The 17,461-nt window shown below is 70.6% G+C and carries 13 protein-coding genes; 7 read left to right on the top strand and 6 right to left on the bottom strand.

The features are described from left to right. Nucleotides 1-156: 156 nt before the first annotated feature. Entirely contained in the window at nucleotides 157-1,722 is a 1,566-nt protein-coding gene (locus QRD43_RS20050) for a sensor histidine kinase (RefSeq protein WP_285984278.1), read from the bottom strand. A 412-nt stretch (nucleotides 1,723-2,134) separates the two neighbouring features. On the opposite strand from QRD43_RS20050, the gene QRD43_RS20045 reads away from it, so the two are divergent. From QRD43_RS20045 to QRD43_RS20030, 4 genes are all read left to right on the top strand, one after another. After that, nucleotides 2,135-3,352, top strand: coding sequence for an NAD(P)H-dependent flavin oxidoreductase (locus QRD43_RS20045; protein WP_285984277.1), 1,218 nt, complete (start codon nucleotides 2,135-2,137; stop codon nucleotides 3,350-3,352). 104 nt (nucleotides 3,353-3,456) lie between these two features. Continuing rightward, nucleotides 3,457-4,368: a DMT family transporter gene (locus QRD43_RS20040; RefSeq protein WP_285984276.1), complete on the top strand. Its 912-nt coding sequence runs from the start codon at nucleotides 3,457-3,459 to the stop codon at nucleotides 4,366-4,368. A 4-nt stretch (nucleotides 4,369-4,372) separates the two neighbouring features. Further along, complete coding sequence (locus QRD43_RS20035) at nucleotides 4,373-5,161, top strand: SDR family oxidoreductase (RefSeq protein ID WP_285984275.1); 789 nt, start codon at nucleotides 4,373-4,375, stop codon at nucleotides 5,159-5,161. A 174-nt stretch (nucleotides 5,162-5,335) separates the two neighbouring features. Next, the gene (locus QRD43_RS20030; protein ID WP_285984274.1) at nucleotides 5,336-6,640 is read left to right on the top strand and encodes a CsgG/HfaB family protein; all 1,305 of its coding nucleotides are present in this window, start codon (nucleotides 5,336-5,338) and stop codon (nucleotides 6,638-6,640) included. A gap of 72 nt (nucleotides 6,641-6,712) precedes the next feature. Here the strand turns inward: QRD43_RS20030 and QRD43_RS20025 are convergent, their stop codons facing one another. Beyond that, nucleotides 6,713-7,618, bottom strand: coding sequence for a DMT family transporter (locus QRD43_RS20025; protein ID WP_285984273.1), 906 nt, complete (start codon nucleotides 7,616-7,618; stop codon nucleotides 6,713-6,715). Between the two features lie 188 nt (nucleotides 7,619-7,806). Here QRD43_RS20025 and QRD43_RS20020 point away from each other — a divergent pair, with 188 nt between their 5' ends. Then, nucleotides 7,807-8,769, top strand: a complete 963-nt coding sequence (locus tag QRD43_RS20020) for a quinone oxidoreductase family protein (RefSeq protein ID WP_434063913.1) — start codon at nucleotides 7,807-7,809, stop codon at nucleotides 8,767-8,769. 4 nt (nucleotides 8,770-8,773) lie between these two features. Here the strand turns inward: QRD43_RS20020 and QRD43_RS20015 are convergent, their stop codons facing one another. From QRD43_RS20015 to lspA, 3 genes are all read right to left on the bottom strand, one after another. Beyond that, on the bottom strand, nucleotides 8,774-10,291 hold the full coding sequence (locus QRD43_RS20015; RefSeq protein ID WP_285984271.1) for a hybrid sensor histidine kinase/response regulator: 1,518 nt from the start codon (nucleotides 10,289-10,291) through the stop codon (nucleotides 8,774-8,776). Between the two features lie 120 nt (nucleotides 10,292-10,411). Next, nucleotides 10,412-11,290, bottom strand: a complete 879-nt coding sequence (locus tag QRD43_RS20010) for a DUF2189 domain-containing protein (RefSeq protein ID WP_285984270.1) — start codon at nucleotides 11,288-11,290, stop codon at nucleotides 10,412-10,414. A gap of 113 nt (nucleotides 11,291-11,403) precedes the next feature. Further along, nucleotides 11,404-11,901: a signal peptidase II gene (lspA, locus tag QRD43_RS20005; RefSeq protein WP_285984269.1), complete on the bottom strand. Its 498-nt coding sequence runs from the start codon at nucleotides 11,899-11,901 to the stop codon at nucleotides 11,404-11,406. Nucleotides 11,902-12,330: 429 nt separating this feature from the next. Between lspA and QRD43_RS20000 the strand changes: the two genes are divergently transcribed. After that, nucleotides 12,331-12,789, top strand: a complete 459-nt coding sequence (locus QRD43_RS20000) for a cache domain-containing protein (RefSeq protein ID WP_285984268.1) — start codon at nucleotides 12,331-12,333, stop codon at nucleotides 12,787-12,789. 71 nt (nucleotides 12,790-12,860) lie between these two features. Beyond that, nucleotides 12,861-14,441 (top strand): methyl-accepting chemotaxis protein, encoded by a 1,581-nt coding sequence (locus QRD43_RS19995; protein WP_285984267.1) that lies wholly within the window; start codon nucleotides 12,861-12,863, stop codon nucleotides 14,439-14,441. A gap of 76 nt (nucleotides 14,442-14,517) precedes the next feature. Here QRD43_RS19995 and ileS read toward each other — a convergent pair whose 3' ends face one another. Then, the gene (gene ileS / locus QRD43_RS19990; RefSeq protein WP_285984266.1) at nucleotides 14,518-17,358 is read right to left on the bottom strand and encodes an isoleucine--tRNA ligase; all 2,841 of its coding nucleotides are present in this window, start codon (nucleotides 17,356-17,358) and stop codon (nucleotides 14,518-14,520) included. Nucleotides 17,359-17,461: the final 103 nt, after the last annotated feature.

Genomic DNA, 17,461 nt, shown 5'->3' with positions numbered 1-17,461 from the left:
AAAACCCTTAATCGAGAGCTGCCTCTAATGCGGCGCGGTCGCCGGGGGTGAGCCGCGTGACAAAGGCACGGGTCACGGTCCGGTTCGGGCGCCGCTTCGGCGACCCGATCCGGGCGACGTCCCGGCCGCTGGCGGCGAGGGCCGCAGCGGGCGGGCTCAGGGGTTGATGAGCTCCTCGGCGCTCGAGCGCAGCGGCGCCGAGCGGGGCATCAGCATGGTCATGCGCGAGCCCTTGTCGGGCGTGGACTGCACCTCGATCTGGCCGCCCAGCACATTCGTGACGATGTTGTGCACGATGTGCATGCCGAGGCCCGATCCACCCTTGCCGAGCTTGGTGGTGAAGAAGGGATCGAAGATCTTGCGCACGATGGAGGCGTCCATGCCGCGACCGTCGTCCTCCACGACCAGCTCGACCTGGTCGGTCCCGGCGGGCCGGCAGGAGACGCTCACCACGCCCGCCTCGCGGCCCTCGAAGCCATGGACCAGCGCGTTCATCAGCAGGTTCGTGAGCACCTGGCCGAGGGCGCCGGGATAGCTGCTCATCTCGAGGTCCCGCGTGAGGTCGGTGACGATGCGGAAGGGCGTGTGCTTGAAGCTGGGCTCGACCATCACCAGCACGTCCTCGATCACCTGGGAGAGGTCGAAGTCACGGCGGGAATCGGTGGTCTGGTCGATCGCGACCTGCTTGAAGTCCCGGACCAGGTCGGCAGCCTTCTGCACGTTGCGCTGCAGGATGTCCTGGCCGCGCCGCGTGTCCTTCACCAGCTCTTCCAGCTGGCTGCGGCGCATGGGGGTGTTGTCCGTGAGCATCTGGTCGAGCTTGGCCCAGCGGTCGCCCAGCGCGGACACCACGGTCATCGCATTGCCCAGCGGTGTGTTGAGCTCATGCGCCACGCCGGCCACCAGCCGGCCCAGCGAGGCCAGCTTCTCGGACTCCACCAGCTCGCGCTGCGCGGTCTTGAGGTTGGCCAGCGCGAGGGTCAGCTCGCTGTTCGCGGAGGTCAGCTCGGCCGTGCGCTGCGCGACCTGGTCCTCCAGGGTGGAGGCATGGCCGCGCAGGTCCTCGAAGGCGCGCAGCAGCGCCTGGCGCATGCGTTCCATGGCGATGCCGACGCGGGCGATCTCGTCCTCGCCGCCCAGCTCCAGCGGCTGGTCCAGCCGACCGGCGGCCAGTTCCTCGGCGGCGCGGCTGAGCTTGTCCATGGGATGCAGCACGCGGCGCTGCAGCACACCAAGGATCAGCACGAGGGACAGCGTCACGATGCCGACCGAGCGCGCGAGGGCGCGCCAGGCCTCGTTCTGCTTGGCCTCGAGCAGCGGCGCGGCGCTCATGGCCACCGTCAGCTGCGCGATCTCGCGGCCGTCCCGCGTGACGGGGCGGGTGAGGGTGAGCGTGAGGTCCGGGTCCGGATCCGGACGCTGCATCTGGATGAAGGGCTGCGCGTTGTTGGGCTCGATGACGAGCACGCGAACGAAGCGGGGATCGCTGGTCTGCGCATCGATCATGGGCTGCGCGAGCTCGGCAGACACCTGCCAGATGGGCTCGGACAGCGACAGCGCCAGCACCTCCACCGTGCGACCGAGGTCGCGGCGCAGGTCCTCCATCGCGGTGTGCCGCGAGGCCTGCCAGTCGTACATGAGCACAAGGCTCGTGGGCACGAGCAGACCAATCCCCAGTGCGAGGATCACGGCATTGCGCAACGAGCTCTGGAACAGTCTCAAGGACAGGCTCTCCCCCTGCGTCCATCGTCACCGCCTGCAACTCCCGGCGGCCTGCATGCCCGGGCGCCTGGCCCCTTCATGCTGGCTGGATTATGTAGCCGATTTGCCGGGTGCGGCTCAAGGTTTGCGCCGTGTGCACCCCCTTGAAATGCGACAGGGTTCTCGGGCTGCGCGGCCTTGTGCCGCCGGCGGCGATCCGGCGGGGCCAGGTCTTGCCTACCGGCCGCGAGGCGGTCTGTTGGCCTGCAGTCGCTTCGCATTCGCATCTTTCGCCCTCCGGGCAGCCCTGAATCCGGCGAAACATGATGTGTGTCAAGGCCGCTCCCGGGGGCTGGACCTACGCTGCGCCAGCCTTCCGCCCGCGCCGACCGTCCGGCTGGTGCAGGCGCACAACAGTCCAAAGCGAGACATCATGAGTTCTGCCCACATCGACGCCCAACTGATCCCGGCCCTGCAGTCCGGCGGCCTCAAACCTCTGCAGCTGGGCGGCCGCGAGCTGCTGCCCATCGTGCAAGGCGGCATGGGCGTGGGCGTGAGCGCCCAGAAGCTGGCCGGCACCGTGGCCGCGATGGGCGGCGTGGGCACGCTCAGCTCGGTGGATCTGCGCCGCCACCATCCGGACCTGATGGCCCGCACCGAGGGCCTGAACGCCGGCGAGGAGGCCAAGCGCCAGATCAACGCAGCCAACCTCGAGGCGCTGGACCGCGAGATCGCCGGGGCGCGCGAGCGCTCGCAGGGGCGCGGCCTCGTGGCCCTGAACGTGATGCGCGCCGTGAGCGAGTACGCCACCTCCGTCAAGCGGGCGCTGGAGGCGGGCATCGATGCCGTGGTCGTCGGCGCGGGTCTGCCGCTGGACCTGCCGGACCTGGCCCAGGACCATCCCAAGGCGCTGCTGATTCCCATCCTCAGCGATGCGCGCGGCGTGCAGCTGATCGTGAAGAAGTGGGAGCGCAAGAAGCGCCTGCCGGACGCCATCGTCATCGAGCACCCGCGTCTGGCCGGCGGCCACCTGGGCGCCGCACGCATCAGCGACCTGGACGACGAGCGCTTCAACTTCGACCGGGTGATTCCCGAGTGCCTGGAGTTCTTCCGCAAGATGGGCATCGAGCGCGAGATCCCGCTGATCGCGGCCGGCGGCATCCGCACGCACGGCGACATCCAGCGCCTGCAGGACCTCGGCGCTGCCGCGGTGCAGCTGGGCACGCCCTTCGCGGTGACGCAGGAAGGCGATGCCTCCGACGAGTTCAAGCGCGTGCTGGCCGAGGCGCGTGACGAGGACATGGTCGAGTTCACCAGCGTGGCCGGCCTGCCGGCCCGCGCCGTGGGCACGCCCTGGCTCAAGGCCTACCTGAAGATCGAGCACAAGCTGCAGGCCGTGGCCCACGTGAAGAGCCGCTGCACCAAGGCCTTCGACTGCCTGGCCCAGTGCGGCCTGCGCGACGGCCTGAAGGACTGGGGCCAGTTCTGCATCGACAACCAGCTCGCCGCCGCGCTGCGCGGGGACATCAAGAAGGGCCTGTTCTTCCGCGGCGCAGGCTCGCTGCCCTTCGGCGACCAGATCAAGAGCGTGCGCGAACTGATGGAACGTCTGCTCGCGGCGCCGGCCACGGCCCCCCAGCCGGCCGCCTGATCCGGGGCGTCGCGCGCGGCGCTTCGTCGATGGCCGCAGCTCGCCTGCCGGGGCACGAAGCCCCTGGGCGGGTGCGGCCGCCGCGGGCTTCCTAGAATGGCCGGATGCAGTCAGCCACGCCGCCTCCGGCGCCTCCTCGCCGCGCCTGGATCGGCCTGCTCATGGCCAGCCTCGGGGCCCTGGGCTTCTCGGGCAAGGCCATCATCGTCAAGCTCGGCTACCGCCATGGGGCCGACGCCATCACGCTCCTGGGCCTGCGCATGCTCTTCGCGCTGCCGCTGTTCCTCGGCCTGGCCTGGTGGGCCGGGCGCGGCAAGGCGCCCCTGGTGCGACGCGACTGGCTCGCCGTCGCGGGGCTCGGCTTCAGCGGCTACTACCTGGCCAGTTTCCTCGACTTCGCCGGGCTGGCCTACATCAGCGCCAGCTTCGAGCGCCTGATCCTCTACCTCAACCCCACGCTCGTGCTGCTGCTGGGCTGGCTGCTGCTGGGGCGCCGCGTGGGCGGGCGCCAGCTGCTGGCGCTGGGCGTGAGCTATGCCGGCGTGCTGTGGGTCTTTGCGCAGGAGCTGCACTGGCAGGGCGAGCACGTCTGGCTGGGCGCGCTGCTGGTGCTGGGCTCGGCGCTCAGCTATGCCCTCTACCTGCTCTACAGCGGCGAGGAGGTGCACCGCCTGGGGGCCATGCGCCTGACGGGCCTGGCGACGTCCGTGGCCTGCGTGCTGTGCGTGGCGCAGTACCTGCTGCTGCGCGGCCCGTCGGCCCTGCTGCAGGTGCCGGATGCCGTCGTGCAGCTCTCGCTGCTCAATGCGCTGCTGAGCACCTTCGTGCCGGTGCTGCTGGTGATGCTGGCCATCGAGCGCCTGGGCGCCGCGGTGGCCGCGCAGACGGGCATGCTCGGGCCCATGGCGACGATCGCCCTGGGCGCCTGGCTGCTGGATGAACCCCTGACGGCCGGCGTGCTCGGCGGGACGGTGCTGGTGCTCGGTGGCATCCTGCTGCTGAATCGATGGAGGTGATGACATGGATCTGGGACTGACGGGCCGCTGGGCCCTGGTGTGCGCCTCGAGCAAGGGCCTGGGCCGCGGCTGTGCCGAGGCCCTGGCGGCCGAGGGCGTGAATCTCGTGATGAATGCGCGCGGCGCCGAGGCGCTGGCGCAGGCGGCCGCGGCCATCCAGGCGGCGCATCCGGCGCTGCAGGTCCGCTGCGTGGCGGGTGACATCAGCCTGCCCGCGGTGCAGGCGGCGGCGCTGGCGGCCGCGCCGCAGCTCGACATCCTCGTCAACAACGCCGGCGGCCCGCCCCCGGGCGACTTCCGGGACTGGGAGCGCGAGCACTGGCTGGCGGCGCTGGAGGCCAATATGCTCACCCCCATCGCGCTGATGAAGGCGGTGGTGGACGGCATGGCGCAGCGCGGCTTCGGCCGCATCGTCAACATCACCTCCGGGGCCGTGAAGGCGCCGATCGACACGCTGGGCCTCTCCAACGGCGCGCGCGCCGGGCTGACGGGCTTCGTGGCGGGCCTGGCGCGGCAGTCGCGGCTGGCCGCGGCCAATGTGACGATCAACAACCTGCTGCCCGGGGCCTTCGACACCGAGCGCCTGGGCAAGACCCTGGCGGCCAGCGCCGAACGCAGCGGGCAGGCCCTCGAGCAGGTGCGGCAGCAGCGTGCGCATGGCATTCCCGCGCGGCGCTTCGGCACGGCGGCGGAGTTCGGCGCCGTCTGCGCCATGCTGTGCAGCGCGCAGGCGGGCTACCTCACGGGCCAGAACGTCCTGCTGGACGGCGGCGCCTATCCCGGCACCTTCTGAGCAAGGGCGCACGGGCCCCCGCGCTGTCACGTCGTCCCACACATTGGGGAGATCGTTACCGCCGGTAACGCCTTCACAATCGGGCCGGCAGCCAAGCACGGAGCGCTTGGCGACAATGCGGCGCCCTGGATCCTCCTGTGATCCCGGGACCATTTGCGGAGGTTAGCGAATCACATGAAGTCCAAGATCGCCCTGGCCCTGGTGGGCCTCCTGGCAGGCCTGCACACGGTGCCTGCGTTTGCCGAAGAGACGAGCTCGCAGGTCGAGCGGTGCAACCAGAAGCTGGGGGTCATCGCCGTCGTCGAGCCGCAGTCCGGCTGGGCCCACCTGTCGCAGTACGGCCTGGGCTCGCCCTCGGCGCTGCTGCGCATGATGATCCAGCAGTCCGGCTGCTTCGACGTCGTCGAGCGCGGTGTGGCCATGCAGAACCTCCAGCAGGAGCGCGCCCTGGCCCAGGGCGGTGACCTGCGCCAGGAATCCAATGTCGGCAAGGGCCAGATGCAGGCCGCGGACTTTGTCATGACGCCCAATGTGCAGGTTGGCGCCTCGACCACCGGCGGCATCGGCGGGGCCCTGCTGGGCCGCGTGGGCGGCGTGTTCGGCGCCATCGCCGGCAACCTCAAGTTCCGCGAGGCCTCGACCAGCCTGCTGATCGCCGACGTGCGTTCCAGCATCCAGGTGGCCGCGGCCGAGGGCAAGGCCACCAAGACCGACTTCGGCATCGGCGGCTGGGGCTATGCCGGCGCCGTGGTGGGCCTGGGCGGCTACACCAGCACGCCCGAGGGCAAGATGGTCGCGGCCAGCTTCCTCGACAACTACAACAACATCGTCAAGACCGTCCGCGACCAGCCCAGCCTGATCCGCACGAGCAGCGCCGCCGGCGACGCCAATGCCGCCGGCTCGACCAAGGCCGAGACGCCCCAGCCCGCCGGCCAGACGCTGTGCCCCAAGATCGGCAACGTGAAGGCCTACGCCAGTGCCGCCAAGGACGCCAAGGTCGTGGCCTCCATCCCCAAGGGTGAAGAGCTGATCGCCTCGGGCGAAGTCAAGAACGGCTTCGTCTACGTCGATGCCGCCAACTTCAGCGGCTGGGTCCAGCGCACGCTGGTCGGGGCCTGCGGGCCGCAGCAGTCGGCCTCGCCGCTGCCGGTGACCAACACGCCCGCGTCCGGCGGCATCTTCGGCAGCTTCGCCGGTTCCTTCAACGGTCCGGAGCAGGGCACCTTCAACGTGGTGATCACCCCGGGCGTGGGCGGCATGGGCGTCGTGAGCGGCGGGGGCGTGTCCAACCAGACGGGCGCCTTCAGCGTGAGCGGCACCGTCGCGGCCAACGGCCGCATGAACATGACGGCCTCCGGTTCCGCCGGCTCCGCCATCTACCAGGGCTTCCTGGACGGCAACACCGGCAATGTGAGCGGCACCTGGCACTACGCCCACCGCTCCAATGCCAGCGGCAGCTTCGGCGGCCAGCGTCAGTAAGGCGCACCGGGCGGCCTGATCCGCCCGTCATTTGCCCGTCACCCGCCCGCCACCCGCCCCCTTCCGGGCGCCTCAGCGCCGGGCTGACACCACGATCCCCGCCGCGATCAGCCCGAAGGCCGCCCCGTGGTACCACTGCGGCCACTCGCCCAGCAGCGCGGCGGACAGCAACGCCGCGAACACGGGCGTGAGATTGCCGAAGAAGGCCGCCAGCGCCGGCCCCGCCTGCGTCACGCCCAGCCCCCAGCAGCGGTAGGCCAGCAGCGAGGGCCCCAGCGCCACATAGACGAGCGCCAGGGCAAGACCTGACCCCCACACCACCGGCTGCGTGTCCAGCGCCTGCTCCACGCCGGCGGAGAGCCCGGCGAATCCCAGTCCGAACACCAGCTGTGCCATGAGCAGCGACGCCCAGTCCCACGCAGGCCGCGCCGGGCCCTGCATGTGGGCCGGCGGGCGGGCCAGCTGCCAGCTGTAGATCGCCCAGCTGAAGACGGCCAGCAGCATCAGCAGGTCGCCCTCGACGAACTGCACCTCCCGCAGCGTCTGCAGATGGCCCCGGCTCAGGACCAGCGCCACCCCCAGCAGCGACAGCAGCGCGCCGAGCACCTGGCGGCGGTCCGGCCGCACGCCATGGAAGATCGCCCCCACGCCCAGCATCCACAGCGGCAGGCTGGCGGCGATCAGGGTGACGTTGAGCGGCGTCGAGCTGTGCAGGGCCTGGTACTGCAGCGCGTTGTAGCAGCCCATGCCCAGGAAGCCCGTCCAGGCGAAGTAGCGCCAGCGCCGGCGCAGCGCCGCGCGGTCGGCCCACAGCGGGCGGGCCAGGGGCGCGAGCACCACGAAGGCCAGCAGCCAGCGCAGGAAGTTGAGCGTCAGCGGCGGGATCGCACCGGCCGCCCAGCGCCCCACGACGGCATTGCCGGCCCACAGCAGCGGCGGCAGGGTGAGCAGCAGGGCGAGCTTGGGAGGGAGCTTCATGAGGCGGCGGTGCGGGCCGCGCCACGGCAATGGCCGCAGCGCTGCGCAGGGGTGCAAAGGCTGGCACGATAGCGGAATCCGCTTGTCGCCACGCTGACGATCGTGCCCGCACGCCACGCCCGCGCCTCCGGCGGCCCCCGTGTCCTCTTGATCAGGAGAGTCCGATGTCCCAGGAACAAGTCGTTCGCATGGCCCAGCCCGGGAGTGCCGACGTGATGGAGTTGTCGCGCGTGGAAGTCGGGGCGCCCGGCCCCGGCGAGGTGCGCGTGCGCCAGGCCTTCTGCGGGCTCAACTACATCGACATCTACCACCGCAGCGGCGTCTATCCGCTGCCCACGCCCTCGGGGCTGGGCATGGAGGCCTCGGGCGTCGTCGAGGCCGTGGGCGAGGGCGTGAGCCACCTGGCCGAGGGCGACCGCGTGGCCTATGCCAGCCAGCCGGTCGGCGCCTATGCCACGGCCCGCGTGATGCCCGCCCGCTGCGTGGTGCGCCTGCCCGAGTCCATCGCCCTGGACACGGGCGCGGCCATGATGCTCAAGGGCCTGACGGTGCAGTACCTCCTGCGCAAGACGCTGCCGCAGGGCGGCCTGCAGCCGGGGGACACGGTGCTCTTCCATGCCGCGGCCGGCGGCGTGGGCCTGATCGCCTGCCAGTGGGCCCGGCATCTCGGGCTGAACCTGATCGGCACGGCCGGCAGCGACGAGAAGTGCGAGCTCGCGCGCGCGCACGGCGCGGCCCATGTCATCAACTACCGGCGTGAGGACTTCGCCGCCCGCGTGAAGGAGATCACCGGCGGGCGCGGCGTCAAGGTCGTGTACGACTCCGTGGGCGCCGACACCTGGGCCGGTTCGCTGGCCTGCCTCCGTCCCTTCGGCCTGCTGGTCAGCTTCGGCAACGCCTCGGGAGTCGTGCCGCCGGTGAGCCTCTCGAGCCTTGCCGCGGGCTCGCTCTACGTGACGCGCCCGACCCTGTTCACGCACCTGGCCACGCGCGAGAGCACGCAGGCCATGGCGGACGAGCTCTTCGAGGTGGTCGGCAGCGGCGCCGTGCGCATCCCCATCGGCCAGCGCTATGCCCTGGCCGAGGTCCGGCAGGCCCACCGGGATCTCGAGGCCCGCACGACCACGGGCTCGGGCCTGCTGATCGTCTGACCGGCTAGGCCCGGGCCGGGCTCGGGCTCGGCGCCACGTGGTCGGCGGCCGCGGCGGCCGGCAGGCGCAGCTCGAAGCTGAAGCACGAACCCGTGCCCGGCTGGCTCTCCACCTCCACCTGCCCGCCCATCAGGCTGACGAGGCGCTGCACGATGGTGAGACCGAGCCCGGTGCCGCCATAGCGCCGGGTGATGCTGCCGTCCGCCTGCGTGAAGGGGGCGAAGATGTGGCGGATCTGGTCTGCCGTCATGCCGATGCCGGTGTCATGCACCGAGAAGCGCAGGCGCACCTCCTCGGCCGGGTCCACGGGCTCGCCGTCCTCCTCTTCGGGCAGCTGGATCACCTCCAGGCGCACCTCGCCGTGCTCGGTGAACTTCAGGGCATTGCCCACGAGGTTCACGAGCACCTGGCGCAGGCGCAGGGCGTCGCCCACCAGCTGGGCCGGGACGCAGGGCTGGACCAGCGCGTGCAGCCGGATGCCCTTCTCGTGCGCCTGCAGCAGCAGCGGGTGCAGGCTCTCCTTCAGGCAGTCGTGCAGCACGAAGGGGCGGTGCTCGATCTGCACGCGGCCCGCCTCGATCTTGGCGACGTCCAGCAGATCGTTGATGATCACCAGCAGCCCCTTGGCCGAGCCATGCGCCAGCTCGATGAAGCGGCGCTGGCGCTCGTCCAGCTCGGTCTGCAGGACCAGCTCCGTGAGGCCCAGCACGCCGTTCATGGGGGTGCGGATCTCGTGGCTCATGTTGGCGAGGAAGGCGCTCTTGGCCTGGCTGGCGGCCTCGGCGGCCTGGCGTGCCGCCTCCAGCGCGGACTGCGTGGCCTTGAGGTCCCCGATGTCCCGGGCGTTGAGCTGCATGACGAGGTCCCCGGTCACCGGGTCGCGCATCGGGCGGGCGTCCAGGCTGTGCCAGCGCCGCCCCATCTGCGTGTGCAGCTCCAGGTCCGCAGCGAAGGTCTGGCCCCGCTGCACCTGGGCCAGGATGCGTCGCCCGACCTCGGGGTCGGGGAACAGGCTCACGAACTCGCCCTGGCCCTTGTGCCGCGCCAGGCCGGCGAAGCACATGGCCGCGGCCGGGTTGCGCATCAGGAAGTTGCCGTCCCGCAGCGAGACCATGCCGATGCGCACGGACGTGTGCTGCAGGGCCTCGACGCCGCGCAGCATCGCCTTGTCTGCCGCGCTGGACAGGTGGTCGACGGCGAAGAGCATCACCTGGCGGCCGTCCGGCGTGAGGATGCCGCGCGAGGCCAGCATCACCGTGACCGGCTGGTCCTTGGGGTAGAGCGTCCACTGCTCACGGACGATCTTGCCCAGGGCGTGGTCCGCGGCGGTCAGGGCGAGGCGGGCGCGCACGGTCTCGGAGCTGTCCTCGTGCTTGCGGGCCAGGAACTCCTCGGCGCTCTCCGCCTGCCAGAAGCTCAGGGCCGCGGCATTGGCCCAGAGATTGCGCTGGCGTTGCGCATCGAAGATCCACATGGGGACGTCAAGCCAGTCGTAGTGCGTCAGGCAGGCGTAGTCGAGCATGGGGTGAGGGCGCGGCAGGTCGGAAGAGCAGGTTGGCTGGCGGGGCTGCGGCCCATTGTGGCGCGCCGCGCCGGGATCGGCGGCGGGCGGGGGCCGGCGATTCGGGGCCTTGCGAGGCCGTCAGGAGTCTGCTACGGCCGCCCGGTAGGCATGCCAGCTCGCGTGCCCCAGCACCGGTCCCACCACCAGCAGGCCCAGAAAGCCCGGCAGCAGCGCCAGCACCACCAGCACCACCACGAGCGCCCCCCACCAGAGCATGACGCCCGTCTGCGTCAGCACCAGGCGCAGGCTCGTGAGGCCGGCGGTCACGGCATCCACCTGCTGGTCCAGCATCATGGGGATCGAGATGACACTGACGGCGTAGATCAGCCCGGCGAAGAGCGCGCCCACGGTCAGGTAGGTGGCGATGAAGCCCAGGTTGTCGGGCTCCAGCAGCTTGGTCAGCGAGCCGGCGAAGTCGGGCATGCCGTCGAAGCTCACCGCGAAGATGACCAGCGAGGCGCGGCCCCACAGCATCTCCAGGATCAGCAGCACACCGCCGAAGATGGCCATCTGGCCCATGTGCGTGTCCCAGGCGGTGAGCGAGTCGCCGAGGTCGGGCTGCTCGCCGCGCTCCAGGCGCATGGAGACCTGGTAGAGCCCCATGCACAGGAAGGGGCCCATCAGCAGGAAGCCGGCGGACAGCGCCAGCGTGTAGGCCGGGGCGTTCTGGTAGACCTTGAGCAGCCCCCAGCCCATCAGCACGAAGCACACGCCGTAGAACAGGCCGATGCCGGGGTGGCGGCAGAAGTCCCGCCAGCCCAGGCGCAGCCATTGCAGAGGCTGGCCCCAGCGCAGGGTGTTCAGCTGCAGGTGGAAGGGCGAGATGCCGGCGGCGGGCGCCGGCGCGGTCTCGCCGGCCTCCACGGCCTCCACGGCCTGGGGCGGCGCTTGATCGGGATCAGTCGCGCGGGCCGGCCTCGTGTCGGGCGTGGGCTCCTGCGCCAGGGGGTGGCTCATGGGTGTCTCCTTCTGCCGGCTAGGCTAGAGGGAGGCGTCCACGGCGTCAGCGGGCCTTACCCTAGGCCCTGCACCTGACATGGATCAAGCGGTGCCCGGGCCCGCGCCGGGCCTCAGCTGCGGCGCACGCGGCGCAGCTCGTCCAGGATGAGAAGTGCCGCGCCGATGGAGATGGCGGTGTCGGCCACGTTGAAGGCCGGGAAGGTCCAGGTGTTCTGGTAGTGGAACAGGAGGAAGTCCACCACATAGCCGTGCAGGAGGCGGTCGATGACATTGCCCACCGCGCCGCCGAGGATCAGCGTCAGGGCCGTCGCGAACAGCGTCTGGTGCCCGTGGCGGCGCAGCAGCCACAGGATGAAGCCCGTGGCCACGGTGCCCAGCCCCACGAAGAACCAGCGCTGCCAGCCGCTGCCCCAGGCCAGGAAGCTGAAGGCCGCGCCCGGGTTGTGCCAGCGCACGATGCTGAAGAAGGAGGTCACGGGGCGGCTGTCACCGAGCTGGAAGCTCCCCAGGATCAGCACCTTGGTGAACTGGTCGGCCAGGATGATCAGGAGGGCGATCGCCAGCCACTGGATCAGGCGCGGGGCGTTGGAGGAGGTGGCCATGGGCATGTGCGGTTCAGAAGCAGGGCGCTACTGTAGCCGGTCCTGGCGACCGACCCGCCGACGGGCGCCGCCCAAGGGCCTGTGCCGGGTGGGGTGGTGCGGCTTGATGTTTGTCATGCCGGCCGGCGCACCCTAGAGTCGCTGTGGGCGAGGCACCCCGCGAAATGCCCCGGACGGGACCGGCGCGCCTCGCGGGCAAGCCGCTCGGAGAAGCCCTTCGGCAGGGCCTCTGTTGCGCCGGGCTGACGTCATGGCGGGCGACAACGCGACTTGTGCCGCACGGAACGTCCCATCCGGCCGCAGCGGACAGCGGCCAGGCTTTCTCTTCCGGGCCGAACAGGCGTATGGTTAGCTTCCTGTTACAGATGGCCCCGGTGGCCGGTCCGCCGGGTTCCTGCGCAACATCCCCGCGATTCAACCAGGAAGGATGCAGACATGAGGCGATTCAATGCAGGCTGGGGGGCCGCCCTGGTGGGTGCCCTGATCACGAGCGCCCACGCCGCGGACGGCGGTGCCACCCCGGAACAGGCGGTGGCGATGGTCAAGAAGGGCGTCGCCTACATCAAGGCGAACGGCAAGCAGAAGGGCTACGCCGAGATCACCAGCAAGACCGGGCAGTTCCGCTACGAGGACCTCTACCTCGTGGTCTACGGGCTGGACGGCGTCGTGCATGCGCATGGCGCCAACGAGAAGATGGTCGGCCGCAACCTGATCGAGCTGAAGGACGTCGACGGCAAGGCCTTCGTGAAGGAACGCGTCGAGATGGGCAAGTCCAAGCCCAGCTTCTGGCAGGACTACAAGTTCACCAACCCGGAGAACAAGAAAGTCGAGCCGAAGTCCATGTACTGCGAGCGCCTGGAAGAGACCGTCGTCTGTGGCGGCATCTACAAGTAGTCTCGCCACGGGGCGCGCGGGCAGGCCCGGGCCGCCCGCCGTCCAGGGCAGTGCGGCAGGGAGCAATAAAAATGAGACTCGGACCCAAGTTGATGCTGGCGCCTCTGGTGGCCATCGCGGTGGTGATGGCGGCGGCGGTGAGCACCGCGTGGATGCTGCGCAGCCAGGCCGCGGAGGCCCGCGGGCAGTTCAGCCACGTGGTGCATGTCTTCAAGGGGCTCAGCGCGCAGCAGCAGCGCCTGGGCACCGTGCACGCGAGGACCTACCGGACCTTCACCCTGATCGCCTCGCTCGACGAGGCCCAGGTGAAGGCGGCGCGTGCGGACCTGGCGCAACAGATGGCCAGCATCCGCCAGGCGCTGCAGGGCCTGGCCGGCGCTGATGCCGCCCAGGACGGCGCTGCGGGCGATGCCGACGATGCCGCGCTGCGCAAGCTCATCGCCGACAGCGGGGCCGTGATCGAGGCCTACGTCAAGCAGGCTGACGCCGCGATCGACATGGCTTCCGTCGATCCGAACATGGGCGTGGCGGCCATGCAGAACGCCGATGCCAGCTACGAGAAGCTGGCGGCGCAGATCGCCAGCCTCGTCGGGCAGATCGAGACGGATTCCACCGAGCTCGCCGCGCACGCGCAGCTGGCGGAGCGCCGCACCTTCCTGTTCGCCTCGGTGGTCGGGCTGGCCGCGGCACTCGGGGCCGCGCTGGCCGTGATGCGGCTGCGCCGGCGCGTGGTGGGTGATCTGCTGCGCGCGCAGGCCCTGGCGCAGGCCGTCGCGGCCGGGGATCTGCGGCAGTCCATCACATCGGACCAGGACGACGAGGTGGGCGACCTCATGCGCAGCCTCGCGGACATGCGCAGCCGGCTGCTGACGCTGGTGGACGAGCTCAAGCACAGCGCGGATCGCATCCAGGTCAGCAGCACCGAGTTCGCCAGCGGCAACCAGGACCTGAGCAGCCGCACCGAGGTCGCGGCCAGCAACCTGCAGCAGACCGCCTCCAGCATGGAGCAGGTGAACGGCAACGTCCGCCAGACGGCCGACGCCGCCCGTCAGGCCGAGCAGCTGGCCACGAGCGCCACGGATGTCGCCCAGCGCGGCAGCGAGGTCGTGGTGCAGGTGGTCGAGACCATGAACGGCATCAACAGCGCCAGCAACCGCATCGCCGACATCATCGGCGTGATCGACGGCATCGCGTTCCAGACCAACATCCTGGCGCTCAATGCCGCGGTGGAGGCGGCGCGGGCCGGCGAGCAGGGGCGCGGCTTCGCGGTCGTCGCGGGCGAGGTGCGGGCGCTGGCTCAGCGCAGCGCACAGGCCGCGCGCGAGATCAAGACCCTCATCGGCGCGAGTGTCGAGCAGGTCGAGTCCGGCACGCGCCTGGTGGGCGATGCCGGCCGCACGATGACCGAGATCGTCACCAGCGTGCGGCAGGTCAGCGACATGATCATCCGCATCACCGCCGCCACGGCCGAGCAGAGCGATGGCATCGGCAAGATCAGCGAGTCCGTCACGCTGCTGGACCACATGACGCAGCAGAATGCCGCGCTGGTCGAGCAGAGCGCCGCGGCCGCGGAGTCGCTTCAGGACCAGGCCCAGCGGCTGGCAGGGATGGTGGGCAGTTTCCGCACGGTGGGGCAGGCCGGCGGCGCCTGAGCCCCCTTGAAAGTCACCGAGGGCCGCGGATCGTGAGATCCGGCGGCCCTCGGCGCGTCCCTCAGTGCGGTGGTGCTCAGGCGATGTGGCGCACCTCGCCGCTGCCATGCAGATTGCTGTGGCAGCGACCGCACAGGCCGGGATGCTCGGCCACGGCGCCGACGTCCTCGCGGTAGTGCCAGCAGCGCTCGCACTTGGCGTGGGCCGTGGGCGTGACGGTGACGCTCAGCTCGGCCGCGGCCTCGACGCGGGCCGCCGAGGTGATCAGCACGAACTTGAGGTCCTCGCCCAGGGACTGCAGCAGGGCCAGGTCTTGCTCGGCCGCGCCGATCACGACCTCGGCCTGCAGCGAGGCGCCCACCAGGCCCTGGCCGCGCACGTCCTCGATGGCCTTGTTGGCCAGCTCGCGGATCTCGCGCACGCGGCTCCACTTGGCCAGCAGGGCCTCATCGGCCGCCTCGAAGGTCCAGAAGGTCTCGGTGAAGATCGTCTCGCCGCCGTTGAACACCTGCCAGGCTTCCTCGGCCGTGAAGCTCAGGAAGGGCGCCATCCAGCGCAGCATGGCGTTCGTGATGTGCCACAGCGCGGTCTGGGCCGAGCGGCGGGCCAGGCTCTTCGGGGCCGTCGTGTAGAGGCGGTCCTTCAGCACGTCCAGGTAGAAGCCGCCCAGGTCCTCCGAGCAGTAGACCTGCAGCTTGGCCACGACCGGGTGGAACTCGTAGCGCTCGAAGTGCGCCAGCACCTCGGCCTGGAACTGCGAGGCGCGGGCCAGGGCGTAGCGATCGACCTCCAGCAGCTGGTCCAGCGGCAGGGCTTCGGTCCTGGCGTCGAAGTCCGAGACATTGGCCAGCAGGAAGCGCAGGGTGTTGCGGATGCGGCGGTAGCTGTCGACCACGCGGGCGAGGATCTTGTCGTCGAGGCCCAGGTCGCCGGAATAGTCGGTGGCGGCAGTCCACAGGCGCAGGATCTCGGCGCCCATCTTGTCGGACACGGCCTGCGGGGCGACCACGTTGCCGACCGACTTGCTCATCTTGCGGCCCTGGCCGTCCACGACGAAGCCGTGGGTCAGCAGGCCCTTGTACGGCGCGCGGCCGTACAGCGCGGACGCGATCAGCAGCGAGCTGTGGAACCAGCCACGGTGCTGGTCATGGCCTTCGAGGTAGAGGTCGGCCTCGGGGCCCTCCGCATGCGCCGCGCCGGCATGGCTGCCCTTGAGCACGTGCTGGAAGGTCGAGCCGGAGTCGAACCAGACGTCCAGGATGTCCTGGCCCTTGGCGTAGTGCTCGGCCTCCGCACCCAGCCACTCGGCCGGGTCCAGCTTGGCCCAGGCCTCGATGCCGGCTTGCTCGACCAGCTGCGCGGCACGCTCGATGAACTCCAGCGTGCGCGAATGCGCCTCGCCCGTCACCTTGTGCAGGAAGATGGGCAGGGGCACGCCCCAGCTGCGCTGGCGCGAGATGCACCAGTCGGGCCGGTTGGCGATCATGTCGCGCAGGCGGGCCCGGCCGTTCTCGGGGTAGAAGCTGGTGGCATCGATGGCGGCCAGCGCCGTCTGGCGCAGGGTCTGGGCCGGCTGCTCGCTCGCGAACAGGCCGGTGCCTTCGTCCATGCGCACGAACCACTGCGCGGCGGCGCGGTAGATCACGGGCGTCTTGTGGCGCCAGCAGTGCGGGTAGCTGTGGGTGATCTTGGCCTGTGCCATCAGGCGGCCGGCGTCGGCCAGGGCCTGGGTGATGACGGGGTTGGCCTTCCAGATGTGCTGACCGCCGAACAGGGGCAGCTCCGCCTCGTAGGCCCCGTTGCCCTGCACCGGGTTCTTGATGTCGGTGAAGGCCATGCCGTGGGAGACGCAGCTCTGGAAGTCGTCCAGGCCGTAGGCGGGCGCGGAGTGCACGACGCCGGTGCCGTCATCCGCCGTGGCGTAGTCGGCCAGGTAGACGGGGCTTTCCCGGTCGAAGCCCGGGTCCACATGGGCCAGCGGGTGCTTGAACTTCAGCAGCTCCAGCGCGCGGCCCTGCGTGACGGCGACCTGCTCGCCCTCCAGCTGCCAGCGCGCCAGGCACTTCTCGACCAGGGCCTCGGCCACCACGAAGTAGCCGCGCGGGGTCTTGACCAGGGCGTAGGGCAGCTCGGGGTTGAGGTTCAGCGCCTGGTTGGCGGGGATGGTCCAGGGGGTGGTGGTCCAGATCACCGTGAAGGCGTCCTGGTCCAGCGCGGGGAGGCCGAAGGCGGCGGCCAGCTTGGCGGGCTCGGCGCACAGGAAGGCGACGTCCACCGCCGGCGACTGCTTGTCGGCGTACTCGATCTCGAACTCGGCCAGCGAGGAACCGCAGTCGAAGCACCAGTAGACGGGCTTCAGGCCGCGGTAGACGAAGCCGCGCTCGAACAGGCGCTTGAGGACGCGGATCTCGCCGGCCTCGTTGGCGTAGTCCATGGTGCGGTAGGGCTTGTCCCATTCACCGAGGATGCCCAGGCGCTTGAAGTCGGCACGCTGGCCGTCGATCTGCTCGGTGGCGTAGGCGCGGCTCTTGGCCTGGACCTCGTCGCGCGGCAGGCCGCGGCCGAAGGTCTTCTCGATCTGGTTCTCGATGGGCAGGCCGTGGCAGTCCCAGCCGGGGATGTAGGCCGCGTCGAAGCCGGCCAGCTGGCGGGCCTTGACGATCATGTCCTTGAGGATCTTGTTGGCGGCGTGGCCGATGTGGATCTGGCCGTTCGCGTAGGGCGGGCCGTCATGCAGCACGAACTTGGGCGCGCCGCAGCGGGCGTCGCGCAGCTTCTTGTAGATGCCTTGCTCCTCCCAGCCCTTGACCCAGCCCGGCTCGCGCTTGGGCAGGTCGCCGCGCATGGGGAAGGGGGTGTCGGGCAGGTTCAGCGTGGCGCGGTAGTCGGGTGCAGCGGGCTTGGTGGCGTCGGTCATGGCAGCAATCAGGCAGGGCCGCTGGCGTGAGGCCAGACGGCGGGCAGGGGGAGCACCGGGGCGGCGCAGGGGCGTCAGGGCAGCAAGCCCCGAGGGCGGGCCC

It is taken from the genome of Roseateles subflavus, assembly GCF_030285365.1.
In the GTDB taxonomy this organism is placed as follows: domain Bacteria; phylum Pseudomonadota; class Gammaproteobacteria; order Burkholderiales; family Burkholderiaceae_C; genus Roseateles_B; species Roseateles_B subflavus.
Note: the sequence above shows the minus strand (reverse complement) of the source record. Positions and strands in the feature narration are given on the sequence as shown.